This is a genomic window from Deinococcus cellulosilyticus NBRC 106333 = KACC 11606, assembly GCF_007990775.1.
Lineage (GTDB): Bacteria > Deinococcota > Deinococci > Deinococcales > Deinococcaceae > Deinococcus_C > Deinococcus_C cellulosilyticus.
Window position 1 is genome coordinate 1 of the sequence record NZ_BJXB01000004.1, and the last position, 21,743, is coordinate 21,743.

The 21,743-nt window shown below is 56.5% G+C and carries 20 protein-coding genes; 11 read left to right on the top strand and 9 right to left on the bottom strand.

What is annotated here, in order from left to right; translation table 11 throughout:
- Positions 1-262: 262 nt before the first annotated feature.
- The 7 genes from trxA (at position 263) to DC3_RS05425 (ending at position 3,957) form a co-directional block, all read left to right on the top strand.
- The gene (gene trxA / locus DC3_RS05395) at positions 263-640 is read left to right on the top strand and encodes a thioredoxin (protein ID WP_146882924.1); all 378 of its coding nucleotides are present in this window, start codon (positions 263-265) and stop codon (positions 638-640) included.
- 309 nt (positions 641-949) lie between these two features.
- Entirely contained in the window at positions 950-1,312 is a 363-nt protein-coding gene (locus DC3_RS05400; RefSeq protein WP_146882925.1) for a hypothetical protein, read from the top strand.
- Positions 1,305-1,577 carry an SMI1/KNR4 family protein gene (locus DC3_RS30125; protein WP_371863431.1) on the top strand — a complete coding sequence of 91 codons (273 nt, stop codon included), beginning with the start codon at positions 1,305-1,307 and terminating at the stop codon, positions 1,575-1,577. Before DC3_RS05400 ends, DC3_RS30125 begins: the two co-directional genes overlap by 8 nt.
- Before the next feature lie 57 nt (positions 1,578-1,634).
- Entirely contained in the window at positions 1,635-1,874 is a 240-nt protein-coding gene (locus DC3_RS05410) for an antitoxin (RefSeq protein ID WP_146882926.1), read from the top strand.
- Positions 1,871-2,272 carry a type II toxin-antitoxin system tRNA(fMet)-specific endonuclease VapC gene (gene vapC / locus DC3_RS05415; RefSeq protein ID WP_222594699.1) on the top strand — a complete coding sequence of 134 codons (402 nt, stop codon included), beginning with the start codon at positions 1,871-1,873 and terminating at the stop codon, positions 2,270-2,272. The genes DC3_RS05410 and vapC overlap by 4 nt, the downstream gene beginning before the upstream one ends.
- Positions 2,273-2,596: 324 nt before the next feature.
- Complete coding sequence (locus DC3_RS05420; RefSeq protein WP_146882927.1) at positions 2,597-2,899, top strand: hypothetical protein; 303 nt, start codon at positions 2,597-2,599, stop codon at positions 2,897-2,899.
- A 239-nt stretch (positions 2,900-3,138) separates the two neighbouring features.
- Entirely contained in the window at positions 3,139-3,957 is an 819-nt protein-coding gene (locus DC3_RS05425; protein WP_146882928.1) for a hypothetical protein, read from the top strand.
- A 596-nt stretch (positions 3,958-4,553) separates the two neighbouring features.
- Here the strand turns inward: DC3_RS05425 and DC3_RS05430 are convergent.
- Genes DC3_RS05430 through DC3_RS05440 form a run of 3 tightly spaced genes read right to left on the bottom strand, consistent with a single transcriptional unit; the run spans position 4,554 to position 5,989 of the window.
- Entirely contained in the window at positions 4,554-5,294 is a 741-nt protein-coding gene (locus DC3_RS05430) for an SMI1/KNR4 family protein (protein WP_146882929.1), read from the bottom strand.
- A gap of 60 nt (positions 5,295-5,354) precedes the next feature.
- A complete protein-coding gene (locus DC3_RS05435) occupies positions 5,355-5,627 on the bottom strand; it encodes a hypothetical protein (protein ID WP_146882930.1) in 273 nt (90 codons plus the stop codon).
- Positions 5,624-5,989 carry a hypothetical protein gene (locus DC3_RS05440; protein WP_146882931.1) on the bottom strand — a complete coding sequence of 122 codons (366 nt, stop codon included), beginning with the start codon at positions 5,987-5,989 and terminating at the stop codon, positions 5,624-5,626. The genes DC3_RS05435 and DC3_RS05440 overlap by 4 nt, the downstream gene beginning before the upstream one ends.
- Positions 5,990-6,253: 264 nt before the next feature.
- On the opposite strand from DC3_RS05440, the gene DC3_RS05445 reads away from it, so the two are divergent.
- The 3 genes from DC3_RS05445 (at position 6,254) to DC3_RS29690 (ending at position 13,287) form a co-directional block, all read left to right on the top strand.
- A complete protein-coding gene (locus DC3_RS05445) occupies positions 6,254-7,666 on the top strand; it encodes an MFS transporter (protein WP_222594700.1) in 1,413 nt (470 codons plus the stop codon).
- Between the two features lie 164 nt (positions 7,667-7,830).
- Positions 7,831-9,165: an RICIN domain-containing protein gene (locus DC3_RS05450; RefSeq protein WP_186815841.1), complete on the top strand. Its 1,335-nt coding sequence runs from the start codon at positions 7,831-7,833 to the stop codon at positions 9,163-9,165.
- A 588-nt stretch (positions 9,166-9,753) separates the two neighbouring features.
- Complete coding sequence (locus DC3_RS29690) at positions 9,754-13,287, top strand: DEAD/DEAH box helicase (protein WP_146882934.1); 3,534 nt, start codon at positions 9,754-9,756, stop codon at positions 13,285-13,287.
- Between the two features lie 40 nt (positions 13,288-13,327).
- Here DC3_RS29690 and DC3_RS05460 read toward each other — a convergent pair whose 3' ends face one another.
- The 5 genes from DC3_RS05460 to DC3_RS28970 all read right to left on the bottom strand — a co-directional run bounded on the left by DC3_RS05460 (position 13,328) and on the right by DC3_RS28970 (position 16,415).
- Positions 13,328-13,795 carry a nuclear transport factor 2 family protein gene (locus tag DC3_RS05460; protein ID WP_186815842.1) on the bottom strand — a complete coding sequence of 156 codons (468 nt, stop codon included), beginning with the start codon at positions 13,793-13,795 and terminating at the stop codon, positions 13,328-13,330.
- A 201-nt stretch (positions 13,796-13,996) separates the two neighbouring features.
- Positions 13,997-14,788 carry a MerR family transcriptional regulator gene (locus tag DC3_RS05465; protein ID WP_146882936.1) on the bottom strand — a complete coding sequence of 264 codons (792 nt, stop codon included), beginning with the start codon at positions 14,786-14,788 and terminating at the stop codon, positions 13,997-13,999.
- A 58-nt stretch (positions 14,789-14,846) separates the two neighbouring features.
- Positions 14,847-15,266: an Rrf2 family transcriptional regulator gene (locus DC3_RS05470; protein WP_246130561.1), complete on the bottom strand. Its 420-nt coding sequence runs from the start codon at positions 15,264-15,266 to the stop codon at positions 14,847-14,849.
- 565 nt (positions 15,267-15,831) lie between these two features.
- Entirely contained in the window at positions 15,832-16,197 is a 366-nt protein-coding gene (locus DC3_RS05475; RefSeq protein WP_222594701.1) for a hypothetical protein, read from the bottom strand.
- 77 nt (positions 16,198-16,274) lie between these two features.
- Entirely contained in the window at positions 16,275-16,415 is a 141-nt protein-coding gene (locus DC3_RS28970; RefSeq protein WP_186815843.1) for a hypothetical protein, read from the bottom strand.
- A 431-nt stretch (positions 16,416-16,846) separates the two neighbouring features.
- Here DC3_RS28970 and DC3_RS05480 point away from each other — a divergent pair, with 431 nt between their 5' ends.
- Positions 16,847-18,064 (top strand): ROK family protein, encoded by a 1,218-nt coding sequence (locus tag DC3_RS05480; RefSeq protein ID WP_186815844.1) that lies wholly within the window; start codon positions 16,847-16,849, stop codon positions 18,062-18,064.
- A gap of 130 nt (positions 18,065-18,194) precedes the next feature.
- On the opposite strand, the gene DC3_RS05485 is transcribed toward DC3_RS05480, so the two are convergent.
- On the bottom strand, positions 18,195-21,683 hold the full coding sequence (locus tag DC3_RS05485) for a glycosyl hydrolase (protein ID WP_246130562.1): 3,489 nt from the start codon (positions 21,681-21,683) through the stop codon (positions 18,195-18,197).
- Between the last annotated feature and the right edge of the window lie 60 nt (positions 21,684-21,743).

Genomic DNA, 21,743 nt, shown 5'->3' on the forward strand with positions numbered 1-21,743 from the left:
TTATTCATGGAAGCGTCACATTCAACAGCGCGGAAGGGCTTTAGGATACAGGTTGGATGCAACCATTTGATTCCCACTGCCCGTTTCACAAAGAAAGCAAACAGGCAAGAGGGGGCACCCCACAAACTTTTGGGACCATGCCTTTGCTGCAACTGCAGCAGTAAAAGAGAGCAGTTCCGCCCCGGCTTTCAATTCCAGAATCATGTTCGGGGGCAAGGAGCCCGGTGTTGTTCCCCCGCACCCGCCATAAAAGGAGAAAACCATGCCCACCCGTGAACTCACATTCTCGACCTTTCAGGAAGCCATTTCATCTGACGGCATTGTGCTTGTGGACTTCTGGGCCTCATGGTGCGGTCCTTGCCGCACCTTTGCCCCGGTCTTCGAAGCAGCTTCCAATGAGCATCCAGACATTGTCTTTGCCAAGGTGGACACTGAAGCAAACCAGGAACTTGCCCAGGCCGCAGGAATCATGTCGATTCCCACCCTGATGGTGTTTCGGGAGGGCATCTTGCTGTTCAATCAGGCAGGTGCTCTGCCAATGCACGTTTTGCGTGACCTGATTGCTCAGGTGCGGTCACTCGACATGGACGAGGTGCGCAAGCATGTCACACAAGCTCAGGGCAGTCAGGCCCAGCCTTAAACTTTGTCGCTTTACGGCCCCTGTTTCAGTGCGACAGGTCAGTCAGATGATGTTCCCAGTGAGGAACTGGTTCACACCCTGATGGGTGTGGACCTTGGAGACCTCAGGCAGGTGGCTGATTGCTGGCCGAACGTGGATCTGACAGACGAAACAGTGCATCAGACTGTCTGGAGCGTGCTGGGAAACATCACCGGGTATCCCCATGGCCGCATGAGCCAATGGCCCAGATGAATCACCTTCAGTGTGGAGTACGTCACTGAAACGGCTGAGAAATTCCGGGCCCTGTACCTGATGTGACACACTGAAGCCATGCCCGATTTGCTTGCCCATCAGCAACAGTACCCAGGGAAATGGCAACCAGAAGCAGGACCTGACGGCAAGGCATCCTTCTGGCTGCCCATCTGGGTCCAGGGTGAGCGCCAACCCGATCTGGGGCTGGATGACCTGGGCAACTGGGTGGTGCCCACGGGGGATGGGTTGATCCCTGCCCAGTTGAGGTCAGTGTTGCTGTTGCCTTTGCTGCATCTTGAACGGGATGCTTTTGAAAAACAGCTCTCGGCCAGACTGGAGGCGCTGAAACTGCCTGTATTGCCGCTTGTGGGGACCCCGGGATTTTCTGGAGTCTTAAGGGTCGCTTCTGATCGGAGGTCAGTGGCTTTTTGGCATTGTTGATGCAGACTTTGAAGGAACCATGGTTTGTGATGGGGTGCGGTCCACCCGCCCTGCCCGCGAGGTTGTTGACTTTCCCAGACACCTGTTTCTCATCATGGATGACGAGGGAAAGGAAAACCATTGCCTGGATTGCTCCGAAAGGACTGGAGGGTCCGTGGTTGTGTGGGACACCCATGAACAGAAAGTCCCCCGCGAGCTCGCTGGGGGTTTTTCTGCTTACCTGGAAGATGTGGTGAACCGGGTTTTGGAACGAAAAGGCTTCTGAATCCACATCTTTGGCACCAGAAAGTATATACTGAAAAGTACATACGGAGGTGAAACCATGACCAGAGGGAAAGTCTTCACCTCGGGGGGCAGTCAGGCTGTGAGGATCCCCCGAGAGTTCAGAATCGACACCACTGAAGTCACCATTGAAAGAATTGGGGCAAGCCTGATCATCACCCCAGTCAAGCCAGAGGCACAACGGCACACGTGGCTCAGCTGGTATGAAGACCTCGGGGAAGGGGAGAGCACCATAGAACGTGAACAGCCCGAGGAGCAGGAAAGGAACTGGGAGCTTTGAGCCTGGAAGTCCTGCTGGACACCAACACCTGCATTTTCATCCTGAACCACCGACCTCCCCAGGTTGCGGAGAGATTTGCGGAGCACCCGATTGGGAGCATTGGGGTGTCTTCGATCACAGCTGCTGAACTCTCATTCGGGATGCACAAGTCGGGTTCTGAAAAAAACCTGGAGCGCCTGAAGCACTTCCTGACTCCACTGGCTGTTCTGCCTTTTGATGATGAGGCGGCCAGGGTGTACGGACGGGTGCGGGCGGAACTGCAGGCCAGAGGCACCCCCATTGGACCCCTGGACACCCTGATTGGAGCGCATGCTCTGGCTTTGGGAGCGACCCTGGTGACGAACAACACCCGTGAATTCAAGCGGATCTCTGGTCTGGCTCTGGAAGACTGGTTGTAGGTGGGTAGAAACCCTTCAGGTGGAGCTGGAGGGCTATCACTGGTCATTCCGTGCATCGATTGCCTTTTCACTGTCCAGAACATTCTTTTTTGAAGATTGATTTGGAGCATTGGACACGGGTTCATTTTACCCCTGGTTGCGTATGGCTCTGGAAAACACTTTTGGGAATTTCATTATAGGTAATAATTTCACAAGCTTAAAGTCCCCCCTCCCGATTCACAATCCTTCCTGAGTTGTCGTATGGGGTGCCCGTCCTGTTTTTTTCCTTGCGGTGGTTGAAAGTGTGAAGCAAGAGCGAAAGCCCGGAGGGTTTTAAGCTGACCTATGACCGCAGTGAAAGTGCTTTCCTTCCCCCAGAAACTCCGTCAACATCTGGGTTACCTGCCCACAGTGGTCCTTGCCAGTGTCTGGGTGTTTCAGCCCCTGCTTGTCTTCTGGGCCTGGACGAACCTCACCCACGCCACCGGGTTCTACCCGGGCCTCAGTGCCTCAAGTCTGCTCTGCCCCCTCACCTCACTGGCCTTCACCGTGACCACCTGGCGCAAAAGGGGCTTCCACTGGACGTTCCTCCTCTACCCTGTCCCGCTGGTGGGAGGGCTGGGTTTCCTTTACCTCAACCTCAGGTGAATCAGAATTGACAGGGCTTGCTCAACCAGCGGAACAGGAATTTTCGGTTTTAAGTTTACAGTTTACTGAAAGTCCCCGATTTACTGGCTTTTTTCATGTAAAGTTGCAGCAAGTTTTTAAGTTTGCCCACTCGAAACTGCCTGCATCCCACAATTGGGGTTTAAAAAGTGCATGGTCTTGCTTGAGACCCCTCGGGTTTGGACCCACCAGATGCTTTCAGCCCCAGCTAAAATGAATGGGTGCAACGATTTCAAATCTCTTTTGAACACCGCAAAACCGTGAACTTGCCGGACCGGGCCACCCCAACAGATGCCCAGGCCACAGGCGAATACATCCCAGCCAGCCTCCGCATCATCAACCGCTTTGAAATGGTGTTGGAGCGGCACCACATGTACACCCCAGAAACCACCCTCAGGGGCATCCTGAGGTACTTCGACCAGAATGTGCTGGCTTACCTGTTCGGAGCACAAAAAATCCATTACTGGTCCAGAACACGGCAGACAGCAGGTGGTGTGTACATCAACATGGGGCCGGAGTGGTATGGCTTTCTGGACTTCTTTCGGGAAAAAACCGGTAAGAAGCTGCACCATGAAGCGGACCAGAGTGCGTTGACCGAATCGGATCAGGAACTGGCCCAACTGGTGGCCGACCTGTCGGATGAATACTTCACCTGGCTGGAGAGCCTCGAGCCGAATGACCTGCATCCTTTTGATCCTCACTCCCGCCGCCACACCATTGCTGTTTTCGAAGGGGACATCAACACGCTGGTCCTCAAGCACCCTTACTCGTTCACCCTGACCGGTTCATTTCCAGAAGCTTTTGCTTTTCTGGAGGGCATCAACTCAGATCGGGATGACGAAAATATCCCTCACTGGGTCAAGAGGTGGTGGGCTTTTGAGCGGGGACTGAAGGTCAAACCCCGCACTTTTGATGGCATCCGGGATTTTGCGGTGCACCTCTATCAGACCCTTGGGGATCAGGGGGCGCTGGCAGAACTCTTGCACCTGTACCAGACATTTGAGCCTACTGATTGGGAAGGAAATCCCTTCTCACCCTGATCCAAATCCATTCCAGGGCGTTGGGGCAAAAGCTGTGGGTGGGTGAACTTTATCTTTAAAAAAGCGAACAATAAACTTGAAAAAGAAACTTTAAACTTAAAACTGACAGTTTTCATCAGTACGTCCAGCAGCAAAAGTCGAAGCTTCAGGCCTGAGGGACGCCCCGGGTTTCCAGGTGGATTTTCCGCCCCCGGTGTTTTGCCGGGGTGCTGTTCACCCTGAGCTGAGGCAGGGGCAAAGGCAGGGAGGGGAAAAGAGCAGGGAAGGGGAGAAGGAAACCGGAGGGGGGAGGGAAAAGCAAGGATTGTGGGGGGAGGTGGTCTGGCCGCAAATGTGAAAAATTTATCTTATTCTATTCTGTTGAAGTTTCTCTGTTTCTCCGAAAACACATGCTTTTTCCCAGGTCATTGACATCAGCATACGCACACAACATAATCAAGCAAGATGTACACCCTCCAGAGAATCCGCAGGCACCCATCCTTCCTGGGCCAATACCCCAGCTTTGATGAAGCAGCCCACTCTGCCCTCCAAAGGGTTAAAGGACCGTAGCTGTCACCGGGTATCATGCAGCCTTTTTTTATTGATCAGCACATCATTTATGACTTTAACAGATGAATCAACTGTCTTTTCTCAAAAATTTCCAGTAGCCTTTCTCGAGGACTCCAGCCTGCTTCAGGCTCTTCTACCACTTGTGGCCAGCTTAACATTTCCAATGCACGTTCCTGAGGCCACAACTGCAAAGCCAGATCAACATAGAATCTGCTTCTGGCAGCGTTCCCAGCTTGACTCTCTAATTCAGCTCTCGCCAGGCAATCGAGGGCTACCTGAGCATCATCACCCAGTGGACCAGACGTTGCTGGATGGTCCAAAAACAGTTCATAAGTGAATGCTTGAGAATCCGTTTGGATGTTCTGCCAGGCGGCAGCAAAACGGTGGAGATTCAAAAACCACAGCTCCACCACTTCGCTGAGCATCGGCCACAAAGCCACACGTTCACCCAGGGTTGCATCCGAGAACAGCACCAGAAAGTCCCCTTCGTCGACTTCCAGAACAGGTAGACCCAGACCACTGAGTTCCAGCACTTCACCTGACTCCAGCACCTCATCCATCTGGTCGAGGGCTGAGATGATCTCCTGAGTTCCCAGAGGTCTGATGGGCACAAACTGGTCTGCTGGCCATCCAGAACGATCCAGACCATCGTGTTCTCGCAGCAAAGTGGTGAGCGTGGCAGGCAAAGGCTGACCCCACCTGTCTTCCAAGCGTCGCAGGTCTTCTTCAGAGGCACCCGGTTTCAAAGGAAGATGGAGGTTTTGACAGGTGGACCAGAGCATTTCCATGCCCCATGTTAAATCAAAAGTCTGCCTTTACTTCTTCTGATACATGCTTTTGATGGTCTCTCAGACAGAAGGAGACATCCGCTCATCCCGGTACTCCGGGTCTTCAGAGTCCCAGATCAGTCTGAACTTCAAACCCGTCAGCTGATGCTGTTCCACCTGATGTTTAAAATCCAATGTGGCAAACATCCGGTTCAGTTGTGGGACTGTAAAAATGCCTCTGTCTGGCAAAAGGTCTGGCAGGAAAGCATCAAGCCCGGGGTCGTGATATGCCGTTCCAAGTGGTCCTGTGACGGTCTCCACCGTGTTCTCCAGGCCCAGGGCGTCTACAGTCACCGTGGAACGCCAGTGGTGCAGAGTCCTGCTGCATCCAACACCACATGCTGGGCACAGTCCCCCAATGGACCCGAGAGAACCTTCATCTGGTGTGCTGCAGTGACAAAAGCTTTAAAGCCTTCAGTCAGGAACAGGTCGGCAACGGGTTTCCGACTGAAGGCCTTCTTGACCTTTGCTGGCAGGGTGCTGTTCTGCAAGTAGGTGGGGTGGTCTTCTGCTTCCACCATGGGAATGGGCCCTGTGATGAACTGACCCCTGTGGGCTTCAAACAGTTGATGGATGGTTTGCCGATCTGCTTCGGTTTTGGTGATGTATCCAGGACGGTACTTGTGGGTGGTGTTTTCCAGTGTGGTATGGACCATTTGATAAATCTGCATAACGTTTCTAGCCTTTCATTGAAGTGCTTTGACGTCATTTTGAGCCATCTTGCCCTGAAAAAGTCCGGGCCTCCTCTGAGGAGTGGCATGAAAAGCCAGAGGGACTTTGAGGTGGCGTCACGTGCACGGATAAAGTGCAAATGCAGCGTCTTCCGCAACACCACCTGATGTTTTATGCTGCAGGTGTTCTCAGGCATTCACACCCTGTCTCCTGTCTGGGACCATTCTCACATCACAATGGAGGTTCTTTTGAAGCCCACCGTTTCCCTGGACGATGTGGCCGCCCCTGCCCCTCTGTTTTCATGGGCCCTGGTTGGTCTGTCCCTTTCCACGCTGCTGTCCTCGCTGGGCACCAGCATTGCCAATGTTGCCCTTCCCACACTGGAGGTGGTGTTTCATGCCTCTTTTCAGCAGGTTCAGTGGGTGGTTCTGGCCTATTTGCTGGTCATCACTTGCCTGAGCGTCAGTGCTGGACGCCTGGGAGATCTGGTTGGACAAAAACGCCTGCTGCTGATGGGGCTCGGTGTGTTCACTGTGGCTTCCCTGTGGTGTGGGCTCTCCAGCAACCTGGGCATGCTGATTGCAGCCCGGGGCTTGCAGGGTCTGGGGGCGGCCATCATGATGGCCCTCACCCTGGCCCTGGTGGGGACAACCTTTCCAAAAACAAAAATGGGAGGTGCTGTGGGTCTGCTTGGAACGATGTCCGCAGTGGGCACAGCCCTGGGTCCCTCCCTGGGAGGGGTGCTTTTGCAGGCCTCGGATTGGCCTGCACTGTTTTTCATGCAAGTTCCCCTCGGGATCAGCGCCCTGTGGTTGCTTCACCGTTTTCTGCCTGCAGACCAGGTGAAGTCTGATCTTTCATGCGCCCGTCTGGACCCACTGGGCACTGGAATTCTGGCAGTTACCCTGGCCTGCTACGCCCTCTCGATGACCCTTGAGCACGGCCACTCAGGGCAGGCCAATGGGGTTCTGTTGTGTGTTGCCCTTGCAGGACTGCTTGCTTTCATCTGGCTGGAAAATCGAGCACCTTCACCCCTTGTGGACCTGCGAACCCTCAAACAGCCTCTGCTGGGAGCAGGTTTCGTCCTGAACTTGCTGGTCACCACGGTGGTGATGGCCACCCTGGTGGTGGGGCCTTTCTACCTGTCTGGTGGCCTGAACCTGAACGCTGCACAGGTGGGGCTGGTGATGACCTGTGGACCGCTGGTCTCTGCCCTGACAGGTGTTCCCGCAGGTCGTCTGGTGGATCGTTCTGGTGCCCTGAAGATGACCACCGTGGGACTGGTGGCCATGCTCACCGGCTCCCTTGTTCTGGCTCTGGTCTCCTCCAGATTGGGAGTGGTGGGGTACATTGTGCCTCTGGTGCTCCTGACCTCCGGGTATGCCCTTTTCCAGGCCGCAAACAACACTGCCGTCCTGAAGGGTGTCTCCCCGGAGCGTCGGGGGGTGATGTCGGGCCTGCTCAGCCTGTCTCGCAACCTGGGCCTGATCTCGGGCGCTTCGATGATGGGAAAAGTGTTCATTCTGGGGTTGGGACCTTCCAGAGACGTGGGGACCGGGATGGAGGTTGTTTTTGGCGTGTCTGTGGGTCTGGTGGGGGTGGCGTTGCTCGTTTTGCGGGCCAGTTCCAGGGCGAGCCAGCGCAACGCAGAAAGCAATTAGCAGTTTGCCTTGAAAATTGACCCTGTGGAACTCAGAATCACAGGGTTTTTTCAGGTTTTTTCAGGTCAGAGATTTACCGTTAAATGAAGCCTGCTTTTTTGTGCTCCGTCTCCTGGCCCAGTTCAAGTGGGGCAAGTGCAACCTTGCCTGCCCAAAGGAGCTTTATGATGCGAAACCCCTCTTTTCCCGGTCTGTTGGCTTTGCTGCTCACCCTCTCTGCTTGCAGCAACAGCCCAACCGCACCTGCCCAGTTCAACCCTCAGGCCCAGCATTCTGGAGGCGGTGCGGACATCGGCGACGGCAAAATTGTCCGCCTGCAGGCCGTGCACAGCGGAAAGTGCCTGGATGTCTCGGGCATCAGCCAGAACAATGATGCGAATGTGGTGCAGTGGGACTGTGTCGACAACAATCCCAATTTCAACCAGGATTTCAAGCTGAAACGGGTGAGTGCAGGAGGCGTGTACTACCAGATCATCGCGCAGCACTCCCAGAAGTGCCTGGATGTGGTCGGGTTCAGTCAGCAAAACGGTGGGAGGGTCGCCCAGTGGGATTGCCATGCGAATCCGGATGACCCGAACCTCAGAAATCAGCTTTTTGCCCTGTGGAGTCTCGGGAATGACACCTTTCATCTGGTGGCGAAACACAGCGACAAATGCCTGGACATTGCCGGAATCAGCCAGCACAGTGGGGCCCAGTTGACCCAGTGGTCGTGCGTACAGGGGGCAAACCAGAAATTTCGCCTGATGCCCACCTCGCATGGTTCTGGGCCTGGACCTTCACCGGAAAAAGAGTACTGCGATGACTTCCACACCATCCTGGTGGGTCCCTACAAGTATGTGAACAACACCTGGGGCAGCAACAAGACCAACGGGCAGCCTTACCGTCAATGCCTGCAGGAACGCACGTTGAATGGGGTCAAGCAGTACGGCTGGAACTGGAACTGGCCCGGTTTTGAGCCCACCGTGTACGCCTACCCTGAAATCATCTTCGGCTGGAAACCCTGGGATGGGGGAGCGTCCACCGATGCCCGCTTTCCCATGCAGGTCGGGGGCATGCCGAATGTGATCCTGAATTACGAGGTGGAAGGCACCCGCAGTGGTCACTTCGATTTTGCTCCAGAAATCTGGCTGACCCGCTCTCCAGGGGCAGGTGCAGCGAGACCCTGGGACATCGCCACCGAGATCATGGTCTGGCTGGATTACAACGATGGGGCGTATCCTGCAGGTTCCAGAGTGGCTTCAACCACCATCGATGGGGTGCCTTATGACCTGTACAAGGCCCGCATTTCCACCGGGGAGGCCTCCTGGGATTACCTGACCTACTATGGCCCAAAAGGACGCAACCGGGCCACCCTGAATTTCAAGAACTTCATTCAGGATGCGGTGTGGAGGGGTTACGCCAGCAGCAGCCATCACCTGACTGGGATTGAATTCGGGGATGAATCGTCTGGAGGCACAGGCAACATCTGGGTGAAGCAGTTCTCCGTTGCTGTGCAGTGATCTTGCAACAGGCCAAAAAGGCCAGCGGAATTCCGCTGGCCTTTTTGGCTTTCATTGCTTTTGATCCCATTCCCCTGATTTTGCGCTTCTGATCCGATGAATGTGTGCCGTAGGGTGTGAATCTGTCCTGCAATCTGCTAAAATTTGCTTCTGATCCAGGTGGCAGGACAGCACGGTCCTGCAAGCCAGCCCCGCAGGTTCCTGATGCATGTCAGGAGCACGCCCGTGCCCTGGGAGGGGTGGCTGTCCACTGGAGGATGAAGGTGCCCGGATTCACCTGCTCAAGCCTGTCTTGCTGAGCAGCACTCTGGACACCACCACACTTGCACATTCAACTCTCGGCTGCCACAGCAGTTGCACCAGGGGAAACCACCATCGCCATGAGCATCAAGCTGCACGAGCTGCACCACCATCATCTTGCACATTCAACTGCAGGGGCACAGTGAACCTGACACCTTGCGCCACGACCTGTGCCTGTCAAATCTGCACGGACGGGCCCTTTGAGGGCTGTTCTTTGCTTTCTCGCTTTCATCTGCCTTCTTGCATGCATCCGGAACTCCTGTCAGCTCCGTCAGAAAGGATTTTTTCATGAGCAGGTCTTCTGGCTCCACCAACCTTCCAGAGCTTCCCCTCCCAACCGAAGTGGACTGGGAGGCCCAGTTTGAGGCTGCCGACTGGCAGACCGCCCGGCAATTGATGCACAGCGGTGGGGTCATGGCCTGCACCGAAACCAGCGGTCTGCTGGATGGCAAGGTTCGAGATGGCGTGCAGGTGTTCCGGGTGAAAGTCTGGCTGGATGCGCCCGTGGAGGGTGTGTGCGGTTGCCGCAGGGCGCGGGGAAAGACCACCTGTTCCCACATGGCCGCCGTGTTGCAATGCTGGTTGGCTCCTGAAGCGGACCCTGCCCCGGTCATCCCGCAGCTTTCTTTTCTGGACCAGCAGCAACTGCACCGCATCGGGCAGGATTACCTCGCCCTGCACACCCTCAATGAGGCCAGCGAACTGAAACTGCAGGCCCTGTACCGCAGGGCTCCGGCAGCGGTGGAGGCACAATTGCAGCGTGAGGGTCTCACCGAACTCCTGAACCTGGCCCAGCCCCACCAGGACGTGGAAGAAATGGAGGAGGCGCAGGTGCAGGTTGCGGCTGAATCCCTGCCTTCTCAGCCGGTGCAGGAGGTTCTGGAGGTGGGTTCCCTCACCCTGTCCTTGCCTCGCCCTGTGCCTGCTGCAAAAGCCCAGCATCCTTCCCAGCGTCCGGTGCGGGCCACAAGACAGGAACAGCTGATTTTTGGTCTGGATCTGGGACGGGCACGCCCACACAACATCCACCCCCGCCTGATCCCTCTGGTGGCCGATGTGCAGCAGGGGTCTGCTTACCGCCCACGGCCTTACGCGGATGCCAGAGGTGCATTTGTGCCCTCTGCAAGGGAAGTGCTTTTGCTGGAACGGGTGATGGATGCCCGGGCCCACCAGCGGCTCAGACACACCGAAACCACAGACCAGCTCTTGCACGAGCTGCTCTCCGAACGCCGCCTGTATGTGAATGAGCAGTGGCAGCGTCCCCTCCAGCTTGCCGAGGAACGCACCAGTGAGGCCCACTGGGAAGCGGACCCCCAGGGCAACCAGCACCCGGTGTTTCAGGTGGTGCCCTCGGCGCGCGCCCTGGTGCTGCACTCCATCTGGTACGTGGACCTGCTGAATTTGCAGATGGGTGCAGTGAAGACCATCGTGCAACCCCACCAGCTCACCTATTTCATGACCTTGCCTCCGGTCACCCCCGATCAGGTGGCGGCCACCCGTCTGGCTTTGCGGAACCTCGCTGGAAACCATTTGCCTTTCCCGGAAGAGGTCCCGTTCGAGGAAATCCACGCCAAACCCGTACCACACCTGCTGGTCTCAGCGCAGGACTGGGTGATCGGGTCCCTCAGGGCACCTGTGCCTTACGCCTCCCTGACCCTGCACTATGGGGATGAGGCCGTGCCCATCAAGATGCTGCCCAACCTGTCCAAATCCGTGAAGGCCCTGCCCTCTCTGCGCAGCACCGAAGAAGGCCGGCTCAGGGTCATGCACCGGGACCTCGCCGCAGAGCAGGGGGTCCTCAGACGCTTGCAGGCGCTGGATTTTCATCCGGTGAAAAGCAACCGGGACGACACCCTGCACTACCGTTTTGGCAGCAAGGGACAGTTCGTTCCAGAGCACATGTGGCTGCACCTGCTCAAGCACCTCTTTCCGGAGCTTCGCAGCGAAGGCTGGCAGGTGAAGCTAGACCCCTCTTTCCCCTTCAAGGTGGTGCCTTCGAAATTGGAGGCCCGCGTGCTGGACGAGGAAGGCTGGTTCACCCTGGACCTCGGGGTGGAGGTGAATGGCGAAACGGTGTCTTTGTTGCCGATGCTGCTCGCCTGGATGGAAAGCCACCCGGAGGAGGTCAAGGAACTCCTCGATGGCGAAGATGCCGAGCGCACCGAATACCTTCCCATTGCACCCAACACTTTTGTTCCGGTGGAATTGCACCGCCTGCGTTCCATTCTGCGCCTCCTGATGGAATTTTACGGTCCCAGAGAAGAGCCCGGCCTCAGGCTTCCCCGCATGGCTGCAGGTCTGCTTGGCGATCTGGAAGGCCACCCCGAGCTCACCTGGCAGGGGGGACAGGAGGTGCTGGCCCTCGCCCGCAACCTCGGGCAACTCGGGCCCACCAGGCGGCCCAGACTGCCAAAAGCCCTCAAGGCGGAACTGCGCCCCTACCAGCGTGAAGGGGTGGGCTGGCTGCAGCTGCTGAGAAAAACCGACTGCAACGGCATCCTGGCCGATGACATGGGCCTCGGGAAAACCCTGCAGACCCTGACGCACCTGCTGATCGAAAAAGAGGGCCGCAGGCTGAAGAAACCCGCCCTGATTGTGGCCCCCACCTCCTTGATGCGCAACTGGATTGCAGAAGCCGAAAAGTTCACCCCGACCCTGAAAACCCTGCTTTTGCACGGTCCAAACCGCAAGCGTCACTTTGATGAAATCACGAAGGCCGATGTGGTCTTCACCACCTACGCCCTGTTGCACCGCGACCTGGAGGTCCTGAAGCAGCATGAGTATCACACCATCATTCTGGATGAGGCCCAGTACATCAAAAACCACCGCAACCAGACCAGCCAGGCCCTGCTGGAACTGCAAAGCGACCACCGGTTGTGCCTCACCGGAACCCCGATGGAAAACCACCTGGGGGAACTGTGGTCCCTGTTCCGCTTCCTGATGCCTGGCCTCCTGCCCAAAGAATCCGAGTTCAGGACGCTGTTCCGTGCACCCATTGAGAAAGAGGGGGACACGGTCAAACAGGCCCGCCTGTCTCGCATGGTCAAACCCCTGATGCTGAGGCGCACCAAGCAGCAGGTCGCCACCGAACTCCCTGCCAAAACCGAGATCACCGTCAAACTTGATCTTGAAGGGGCACAGCGGGACGTGTATGAGACCATCCGGGTGGCCATGCAGGACCGCCTGAAGAAAGAAATTGCAGACCGGGGCATTGCTCGCAGCCAGATCCATGTGCTTGATGCATTGCTGAAACTCCGGCAGGTGTGCTGTGATCCCAGGCTCCTGAACATGGAAGAGGCAAGGCGGGTGAAGACCTCGGTGAAACTGCAGTGGCTGAAAGACACTGTGCCGGGCATGCTCGAAGAGGGAAGAACCATCCTGATCTTCTCGCAGTTCACCACCCTGCTGTCCCTGCTCGGGATTGCCCTGAAGGAGCTCGGGATCGACCACGCCCTGCTGACCGGACAGACCGGAGACCGGGAACATGAAATCCAGCGTTTCCAGTCGGGCGAGGTGAAAGTCTTTCTGATCAGCCTGAAAGCGGGCGGGGTGGGTCTGAACCTGACGGCAGCAGACACGGTGATCCATTACGACCCCTGGTGGAACCCTGCCGCCGAAAACCAGGCCACAGACCGCGCTTACCGCATCGGGCAGGACAAACCGGTCTTTGTGTACAAACTGGTGACTGCAGACACCATTGAGGAGAAAATCCTGGGAATGCAACGCTTCAAGGCCGCCCTGGCTTCAGGGGTGCTGGAAGGTTCTCTGGGAGAGGGCCTCAGGATCACCGAGGAGGAACTGGCCGGATTGTTCGCAACTTGATGAAACGAAAAAGGGGACAGGTCGATGTCCCCTTTTTCGTTCAGAACATGGAATTGAGCGGGTTTTCAGGAATGGCCTGGATCACATCCCAGTGCTCGGCAAGTTTGCCATTCTGCAACCGGAAGATGTCCACCACTGCACTCCCACGGTCTGCGGGATTGAATTTGAAGTGGGAATGCACAATCACAAAATCACCGTCTGCATAGATGTGCTTGATCTCGGTGGACATTTTTGCATCTGAGGGCATGCTCTGAAAGAACTGGGGGAAAGCTTCTGTGAAAGCCTTGCGCCCTGTGGGCACGGTGGGATTGTGCTGAATGTAGTTTTCGTCCAGAAAGTCCGGGATGATGCTCAGGTCGTGCTGGTTGAAAAAGCGGTCGTAGAACTCGGTCACGATCTGGAGGTTTTTCTGCTCCTGGGCATTTCGTGCAGGAGCGTCTGCGGTCTGCGCGTGGACCAGTGGGGTGAGGGCCAGCAGGGCCAGGGTGGTGAGGGATGCTTTTTTCATCAGGTTCTCCTTGTGCAAGCTTGTTGTGAACATCCAGAATGGACAGCAAACCAGAAGACACATGTCTGGCAGAGGGAAATTGTCCTGTCCATCAACAATCTAGCATGTAAATAAAATTAATACAAGTATTTCAGCCCAATCCAGCAAAGCCTCCCCGGAACCGGGGAGGAAGGACAGACCAGAAAGCTCATGCACCAGCAATCACTCTTCCAGAAAGAAAGCGATGTCGGTTTCGTACTCTTCAGGGTTCGGGGTGTGCGGAACACTTTTCACGTATATTTCTGCGGTGGCTCCCGTGATTCTCAGGCCTCTGCGCAGGGCTTCTTCCACCACGGTGGTGTAGGCTGCACCTGTTCTGTCATAAGGCCCCACAAACCTCCCGATGAAAGCAGGACGGCTTTCAAAGGTGCGCACCTCAATGCGGCCAGAGCCCTGAACTTCACCCTCCACAGGAATGCACATTTCAAGCAGGTTGTTTCCAGATTCATGCTGGTTGTGGCACACAAAAAAACTGGGGTGGCTGGGACGGTACCCCTGCTGTTTGATGTGGCCCATCAGTTCCTGGAAAGCTTGCGGAATCACCTCATAATGGGGAGGTTCCAGGTGGGTGCGGATGCTGAGGGTTTGCAGGGTGGGCAGGCGCTCGGTTCGGTAATGCATGGTGTCCTCCTGTAGGTCGTGCTGCAAGAGCCACAGGGACTTCTGGTGACGCTCAATTTCCTGCTGCAGTTTTTCCGCGTGGCGGGTGAGGACTTCCTGAATGCACTCAGGATGGTCCAGCAGACTGCGGATGTCTTCGAGCGGAAGGTCGATTTGCCGCCATTTGCGGATTTTGCCCGCCAGAGAAATCTGGGACACCGTGTAATAACGGTATCCAGTGAGGTCGTCCACCCAGGCAGGTTTCAACAGACCGATTTCGTCATAGTACCTGAGGGTTTTGGGTGGGAGACCGGCCAGGAAGGCAAATCTGGAGATGGTCAGTTGCTCTTGCATGCCCCTTTACCGTAAGCGTTCCAGCGATTGGAAAGTCAAGCTTCACTTTTTCGCCTGTTCAGGACATGCGCTGGGTCATGTCCTGCACCACATCTGATAAGGTCAGGCCTTCCAGTGTGGAAAGCATGCCACGGGTGGCCTCGGTGAAGACCCACTCAAGAGAACCCTGAATGTTGCGGCCCACCGGGCAGTTCGGGTTGGGCTGATCGTGCATGGAAAACAGGGTTTTTCCTTCCAGCACAGCCAGAAACACCTCTTTGAGGGTGATCTCTTGCAGGGGCCGGGTGATCTGGGTGCCTGCCACCCCCTGCCGGGTCTGCACCAGTCCTGCTTTCCTGAGTTGACTGAGGGCACTGCGCACCATCACCGGGTGCACCCCGATGCTGCCCGCCATGTCTTCAGAGGACATTGGGGTGTCTGGCGAGAGCGCAATCAGGGTGAGGATGTGTACGGCAACGGCATAGCGGCTGGAAATCATCAGAACCTTCCTGTCAGAAAACAGAATACATGTTCTGGCCTCTGGACATTGTGGCGTGTCGACGTTCAGGCAGCCTGCTAGAAAATGAGAAAAAAATGTGAGCTTACAATCCATTCTGATGCCCCTCAAAACCTTTTTGAATCCTTTGATACCCGTCAGATTTCGAGGGGCTTACAAGCGATTTCAGGAAGCCCTTCTGATGTTTTCGACGATAAGACCTGTTATCGTAAAACATTTTCAGGTGTCTTGTGGATTTGAACCTGTTCAGCCCACAGAACCTCAACAGGCTCTGCTTCATTCGATCACCTTCAGATCAAGAATCTGGCCATCCCAGCCAGCAACAGGTCCAGTCGGTCTTCATCACTGCAAACACTTCCCTGCTGCAAGAATCCCTGGGCTTCATCAGCAGACAGAGCTGTACAGAGGCGGGCCAACTCAGGCTCTCACCACTGCTGGTCTTGTGGGCTGATGCGCTCTCCTCTTGAGAATCGGGGCCTGATCCAGCCACCAGCCTTCAGGGCGGTGCGATGGTGGCTCTGCAGAACACACCACCCAAAAAGCCCCCTCAGGGCATCATCCGGGTTTGCACAGGCCGCCAGGCCTTGAGGCCGCCATGCAGTCGTCTTGCATGCTGGTCTCCCCGTTGATGCTGTCCCTGCCTGAGGGCAAGCAACAACAGGCTTTTGTGCAACTTGATCCGGTGGAAGTCGTGGCCCACAGTTTCGCAAATCTGCAACGCTTCTTCCAGAGGGGCCCGTGCCTGCTCCAGATCCCCCAGGTACAGGGCGGCCGCGCCCGCAAAAGACAGCAACAGCATGAGCACCAGTCCAGGTTCTCCCGGCTCCCGTTGTTCGGGAATCATCTGCTGGGCTTTGTGCTGCACCTGAAGGAGTATTCCCTGGGCAAGCTGTGCTTCCAGCAGGGTCACCATGTGCAGCAGGGCTCCCCAGCGGTTCCCAGTTGCACCATGGAGTGAATGCACTCGGTGATGTGTTGCTCTCTGTCCATTCAGGTCACAGGTGCGGCCCAGGCCCACTCTTCCTGATGTTTGACCTGCAGGGCATGCTGTCGGGCCTCTTCAAAGTGCAATGTGGCCCGCTGGTAATCCCCGACCTGGCTGTGGCTGTCTGCCAGGCCCTGCAGCGCCATGGATTGACCATGAAAGTCCTGCACTTCCTGAATAAGGCTGAGGCTCCTGGAAAAAAGGGCCTGCACTTCAGTCCCTCATCCTGGGAAAGCCAGCCCAGGCCCAGCAGGGCATGTGCCTGCCCGGGTTTGAAGTCGGCAGCAGGCAAGGAGGCTTGATCCAGCCAGCGCAGAAGCTTTTTCTCCAGCGCTGGAGAATATTTCAGTGGTCTGATGCAAATGACATGCACTGTGTTGCGGCACCCCTCAAAACATGGTAATATGTACCGGTAAATCCAATCAATTCAAGATCATTTTTCATTGAATCGATTCAATGATGCAGTCTCTTTGCGAAAAAAACACAACCCCCTCCAGATGGACATCAAGAAATGCACACGGAGAGCAGAAGGGCTCCTTTGATGATTTCCCAGACATCACAGCAGAGGAAACCAGTCATGCAGCACAGTGAGATCTCACCCAGCACAGAAGAACTTCTGGTGCTCGAACACACCTTCTGGCATGGGCCTGTCTCCAGAAACCAGTTGATGACGCTCACCGGATTTTCCAAGACCAAAGTGGCTGGCCTGATCACCCACCTCACAGCAGCTGGACTTTTGAAAGAAGACCATTCTTTGCAATCCAGTGGAGGCAGGAGGTCCATGGGAATCACTCTGAATCCCACATGGGGATACCTCATTGGGATTGCCATCGGGGATGCTCAGGTGAAAATCACCCTTGCGGACATGAATTTTCAGTTTCTGGACAGCCACCACCATCCCCTGCACATCAACTCTGAGCCTGTTGATGTGCTGCAGCAAATCCTGGGCGGTGTTGATCGGTTGCTCAAAATGCATCACCTCAAACCCCAACAGGTGCTTGGAACTGGCATGGGACTGCCTGGAACGGTAAATCCCAGAACTGGACCCCTGATGCATTCCAGCCAGTTGCCCAGCTGGCAGGGGATCAACATCCCTGATTTTTTTGCCACCAAAGGGATTTCAGGGGTGTTGGTGGAAAGCGATGTCAACCTGATGGCCCTGGGAGAACTCTGGCATCACAGAAACCACCATTCGGGCAGCCAGAATGAAACCTTCCTGGTGGTCAAGCTGGCCACTGAAATCCGTGCAGGCATTGTGACCCAGGGCAAACTCTTCAGAGGGGTCCACGGAACAACGGGAAATGCAGGTCACTTTTGCATTGATCCAGACGGCCCTTCCTGCTCCTGCGGAAGTTCAGGCTGCCTTGAGGTTTACGCTGGTGCCCCGGCCCTGTTGAAAACTGCCCGGGACAATGCTTTGCGACATGACCATGTCTTCTTCAAAAAATGCCTTGAAGACCACACCCAGATCACCCTCGAAGACCTCATGCAAGCCTGCCAGAATGGGGACACCACAGCCAACCAGATCGTGCAAATGGCAGGGCACCGGGTCGGACACATGGTGGCAGCCCTGGTGAATTTCTTCAATCCCTCCCACATCCTGATCGGGGGAAAGGTGGCCCACATCAGCCCTCGAATGCTGACCAGCATCTGCCAGGGTGTTTATGTGCACGGCCTGCCCCAGTCAACGCGCAATCTTCGAATCGATTATACAAATCTGGGCGAACGCGCCGTGACTTATGGTGCCTTTGCACTGGCCCTGCTGGGTGTCCTGCGCAAGGGAGAAATTCATTGAGAGGCCACAGCGTCTGGTTTTTGTTGTAGGGGTTGGGACTTCTGCCTTTCGCCTTCTGCCTTCTGCAGCGCAACCAAAAAACCTCCCCTCCAGATGCCGCCGGAGGGGAGTGGGCAGGGGGAGAGAGGACTCAGTAGGTCTGGGTTTCGAGTTTGCCGATGGAGACGTTCGCAGAGGTGGCAGTGATGGTCAGGGTCTTGACCCCTGCACCCACACCAGGGAAGTCAATGGGCACCGTCTGTCCTGCGTTGATGGAGAGGGGGATGGTGGTGCCGTTGAAGTTCACGGTGAAGCTGGTGCTGTTGAAGGTGCTGTTGCTGGTGATCAGGATGCGCACGTTGCTGGTGGTGGGCACGTTCAGGCTGAAGGTCTTGTTGGTGCCGTTGGGAATGGCTCCCACGTTGGTGCTCACCACGCCAGGAACGTCGGTGACAGGAGGGTTGGTGGTGACATTCAGGTCTGCGGTGAAGGCCGAGAGGTTGCCTTTGGCATCTTTGGCACGGACTTTGAAGAGGTAGCTGGTGTTGGCGGTCAGGCCCGTGATGCTGGTACTGGTTCCGCTGGTTACGGTGGTCTTCAGCGTGCCGTTCTGGTAGACCTCGTAGGCGGTCACGCCACAGTTGTCACTGGAAGCACTCCAGGAGAGGTTGACACTGCTGCTGGTCTTGCTGGGGGAGGTCAGACCTGCAGGCACAGTGGGGGCCTGGGTGTCGGTGTCACAGGGGTTGCCTCCGGTCAGGTTGGTGCCAGTGATGCTGCCAATGACCACGCTGTCAGACTTGGCGGTGATCACGATGGTTTTGGCTCCAGTGCCGACATTGGGGAAATCTGCAATCACCGTCTGTCCAGCGTCTGAGGCAAGGTCATAGTTGATGCCGTTGAAGCTCACGTTGATGAGCCTGCTGTTGAGGGTGCTGCTGTTCTGGATGGACAGGCGGTAGGTGCCAGCACTGGTGACATTCACAGGGAAGGACTTGCTGGTCCCGTTGGCGATGGCTCCACCACTGGTGGTCACGGTGCCAGGAATGTTGACTGCACCGGGATCGGTGGTGACGTTCAGGTCGGCAGTGAAGGCGGACAGGTTGTTGGCTGCATCTCTGGCACGGACCTTGAAGGCGTAAGTGGTGTTGGGGGTCAGACCTGTGATGCTGGTGCTGGTTCCGCTGGTCACGGTGGTCTTCAGCGTGCCGTTCTGGTAGACCTCATAGGCGGTCACGCCACAGTTGTCACTGGAAGCTGTCCAGGAGAGGTTCACGCTGCTGCTGGTCTTGCTCGGAGAGATCAGTCCTGCGGGGATGCTGGGGGCCTGGGTGTCGGTTCCGCAACTGGGGCCTCCCAGCGAAGAAACCACCTGTCTGGCAGGGACAGAGAGGGTCTTGCCATCGGAGAAGTTGACGGTGATGGGGCTCGCGGTGGGGTTGAAAGCCACGTAGGTTTTGACCCCTGCTTTGTTGAACACGCTGTAGGTGGGGATGTTGGCGGTGACGGAGGTGTCCACCTGTCCCATGGCGTTGATGCTGTGCAGGAACTGGTAGGTGTGGGCTTTGGTCTCTCCATCTTCGGGGGCGTAGGTGGAAGCCTGGGCATTGAACTTGCCGAGGGCTCCTGCAGCGTCGTACATGCTGTAAGAGGACCAGAAAATGTCTTTCCAGCTGTTGGGTTCACGGCCCAGGAAGTCGTAGTTGGTTTTCAGGTAGTTGGGGTTTCTGCCCAGGTAGGTGCTGCCTGCGGTGATGGGCAGCAGGTTGATGCCCAGGATGGCTTCTCTTTCACCAGAGAACCAGGTGGAGAAGGAGCCACCATCGCCCCACACCATGCCCACTGCGGGATAATTGTAGTTGGCGGGGAACACGGTGCCAGGACCGGACTGGTTGAACCAGTACTGCTCGATGGCTGCAGTTTCGTTGGTGTACAGGAAGATCCCCATGTCACGGATGGCAGTGTTGCCGGTGACTGCACCCCAGTTGATCAGGGCCGTGGCAAAGTTCATGTCTTCGCTGCTGGACTCCTGGTTGTTGCCAGATGCGAAGGCAGCGTGACCTGCAGCCCAGGAGTGTCCGGCGTAAGGATCGAAGCTTCTGAGCCTGGGGAACTGGGTGGTGGTGTTGGTCCAGTTGGAAGCGTCCATGATCAGGTCGTTGATGCTGGCCCCCCACGTCTTGCCGCCAGGAGTGGTGCCACTGGCCCAGGTGGGGCGGTACTTGGCGAGAAGTGCTGCAGCCTTGATGAAGTAACCCCAGTGGAAGTGGTGGTCGTTGAGTTCTTCTTCACTGCCGTAACCGTGTGGATAGCCAATCAGGGTGCCCCAGGTGGGGTTGTAGTAGAAGTAGTTGGGACCCTGACCATCGAGCCAGTCCTGCAGGACACGCTGGATGGCGTCCAGGAAGGCGGTCTGTGCAGCGGTGTTTCCAACCTGCTCTGCGAGGGGCACCAGTTCTGCCAGTTTGCCCAGGCCTTTACCGACCCAGTAGGAGTCTCCGGTGGGGTTCAGGGTGGCAGAGGTGTTGGCCTGGTTCACGTAGTTGGCCAGTTCGGTCTTGTTGAGGGTGTTGGCACTGCCGTTGTCCGGGAAGTAAGGCAAGACCCCCTGGAATTTCTGGTTCATGGAGAAGCTGGTTCCCCGATGCACCTTCATCTGACCTCTGGGGGACACGTAGGTGTAAGCGGTGTTGGGGCTGCCGCTCATCCACTGGTGACGGTACAGGGACATCAGGGTGCCTGTTGCAGTCCCTTCCTTGGCCGTGAACGTCAGGTTGAAGTTGGTGGTCATGGTCGCCGTGGAAGCGTTGTAGCTCCAGGTGGTGTTGCTGCCCGTGACGAAGTTATAGGCGTAGGTCTTGTAGTCGTTCAGGGTGTTGACAGAGTTGTCTGGAAGGACCGCAACAGAGTAGTAATCCTTGCCTGCCAGACTGGAGGTGGCGATGCTGCCACTCACGTTCCAGGTGGCTCCAGCGGGTGCGAAGATGCCGTAGTGCTTGCCATTGACGGTCACGCCGAGCACATTGCCCTGGTTGCTCCACACGGTGGGGGTGGCGACAAAAGTGACCTGGGCGTTTCCTCCGGTCTTGGTGGCGTACACAAAGGGCAGGCCGTGCCCGAAGGTGGTGCGCAGGGAGTTGGCACCGTCACTCCAGTAACTGGTGACGGTCCAGTCGCCGTAGTCGTCCACTTTGGTGTCAGGGCTGTTCAGGCCAGAGACCCCGAGGGTGAGGTCAGGGCTGTAGGTGTACTCGTACTTCTGCAGTCCAGCGGCACCCACGATCTGCACGTTGGTGGGGTAACTGATTTCCAGTCCGCTGTTTTTGGCTTTCATGGCCAGCGGGTGAGCGAACATGTTCTCTGAATAGTTGTTCCCGGCGTTGCGTTTGAAGATCAGAGAGGACCAGAATTCGTTGGTGGGGGCTTTCCCTTTGGCTGCACCGTTGGTGGTCAGGGCCGGGCTGAGAATGGCTCCCGAAGTGTTGGTGGGGCCGCCTTTGGCTCCTGCAGGAGGGGTGGTGCCCCAGTCCTGGGCGGTCACTTCTGAGGTGCCTGCCTGGGGAACGACGCTTCCGCAACTGGCGAGCAGGAGACTGAGGCTGAGGAGCAGGGTGGTGGTGGATCTGCCTTTTTTGAACATGAAATACCTCCAGCCAGGAGCACACGCCACTGGCTTGAAAACGTTTGCAGCTGAGGGCTT

Bases quoted from the DNA above. Each gene is read 5' to 3' on its own strand.
- trxA (WP_146882924.1), top strand. From the start codon at position 263: ATGCCCACCCGTGAACTCACATTCTCGACCTTTCAGGAAGCCATTTCA.
- DC3_RS05400 (WP_146882925.1), top strand. From the start codon at position 950: ATGCCCGATTTGCTTGCCCATCAGCAACAGTACCCAGGGAAATGGCAA.
- DC3_RS05410 (WP_146882926.1), top strand. From the start codon at position 1,635: ATGACCAGAGGGAAAGTCTTCACCTCGGGGGGCAGTCAGGCTGTGAGG.
- DC3_RS05420 (WP_146882927.1), top strand. From the start codon at position 2,597: ATGACCGCAGTGAAAGTGCTTTCCTTCCCCCAGAAACTCCGTCAACAT.
- DC3_RS05430 (WP_146882929.1), bottom strand. From the start codon at position 5,294: ATGGAAATGCTCTGGTCCACCTGTCAAAACCTCCATCTTCCTTTGAAA.
- DC3_RS05440 (WP_146882931.1), bottom strand. From the start codon at position 5,989: ATGGTCCATACCACACTGGAAAACACCACCCACAAGTACCGTCCTGGA.
- DC3_RS05450 (WP_186815841.1), top strand. From the start codon at position 7,831: ATGATGCGAAACCCCTCTTTTCCCGGTCTGTTGGCTTTGCTGCTCACC.
- DC3_RS29690 (WP_146882934.1), top strand. From the start codon at position 9,754: ATGAGCAGGTCTTCTGGCTCCACCAACCTTCCAGAGCTTCCCCTCCCA.
- DC3_RS05460 (WP_186815842.1), bottom strand. From the start codon at position 13,795: ATGAAAAAAGCATCCCTCACCACCCTGGCCCTGCTGGCCCTCACCCCA.
- DC3_RS05465 (WP_146882936.1), bottom strand. From the start codon at position 14,788: ATGCAAGAGCAACTGACCATCTCCAGATTTGCCTTCCTGGCCGGTCTC.
- DC3_RS05470 (WP_246130561.1), bottom strand. From the start codon at position 15,266: ATGATTTCCAGCCGCTATGCCGTTGCCGTACACATCCTCACCCTGATT.
- DC3_RS05475 (WP_222594701.1), bottom strand. From the start codon at position 16,197: ATGGTGACCCTGCTGGAAGCACAGCTTGCCCAGGGAATACTCCTTCAG.
- DC3_RS28970 (WP_186815843.1), bottom strand. From the start codon at position 16,415: ATGGCGCTGCAGGGCCTGGCAGACAGCCACAGCCAGGTCGGGGATTAC.
- DC3_RS05480 (WP_186815844.1), top strand. From the start codon at position 16,847: ATGCAGCACAGTGAGATCTCACCCAGCACAGAAGAACTTCTGGTGCTC.
- DC3_RS05485 (WP_246130562.1), bottom strand. From the start codon at position 21,683: ATGTTCAAAAAAGGCAGATCCACCACCACCCTGCTCCTCAGCCTCAGT.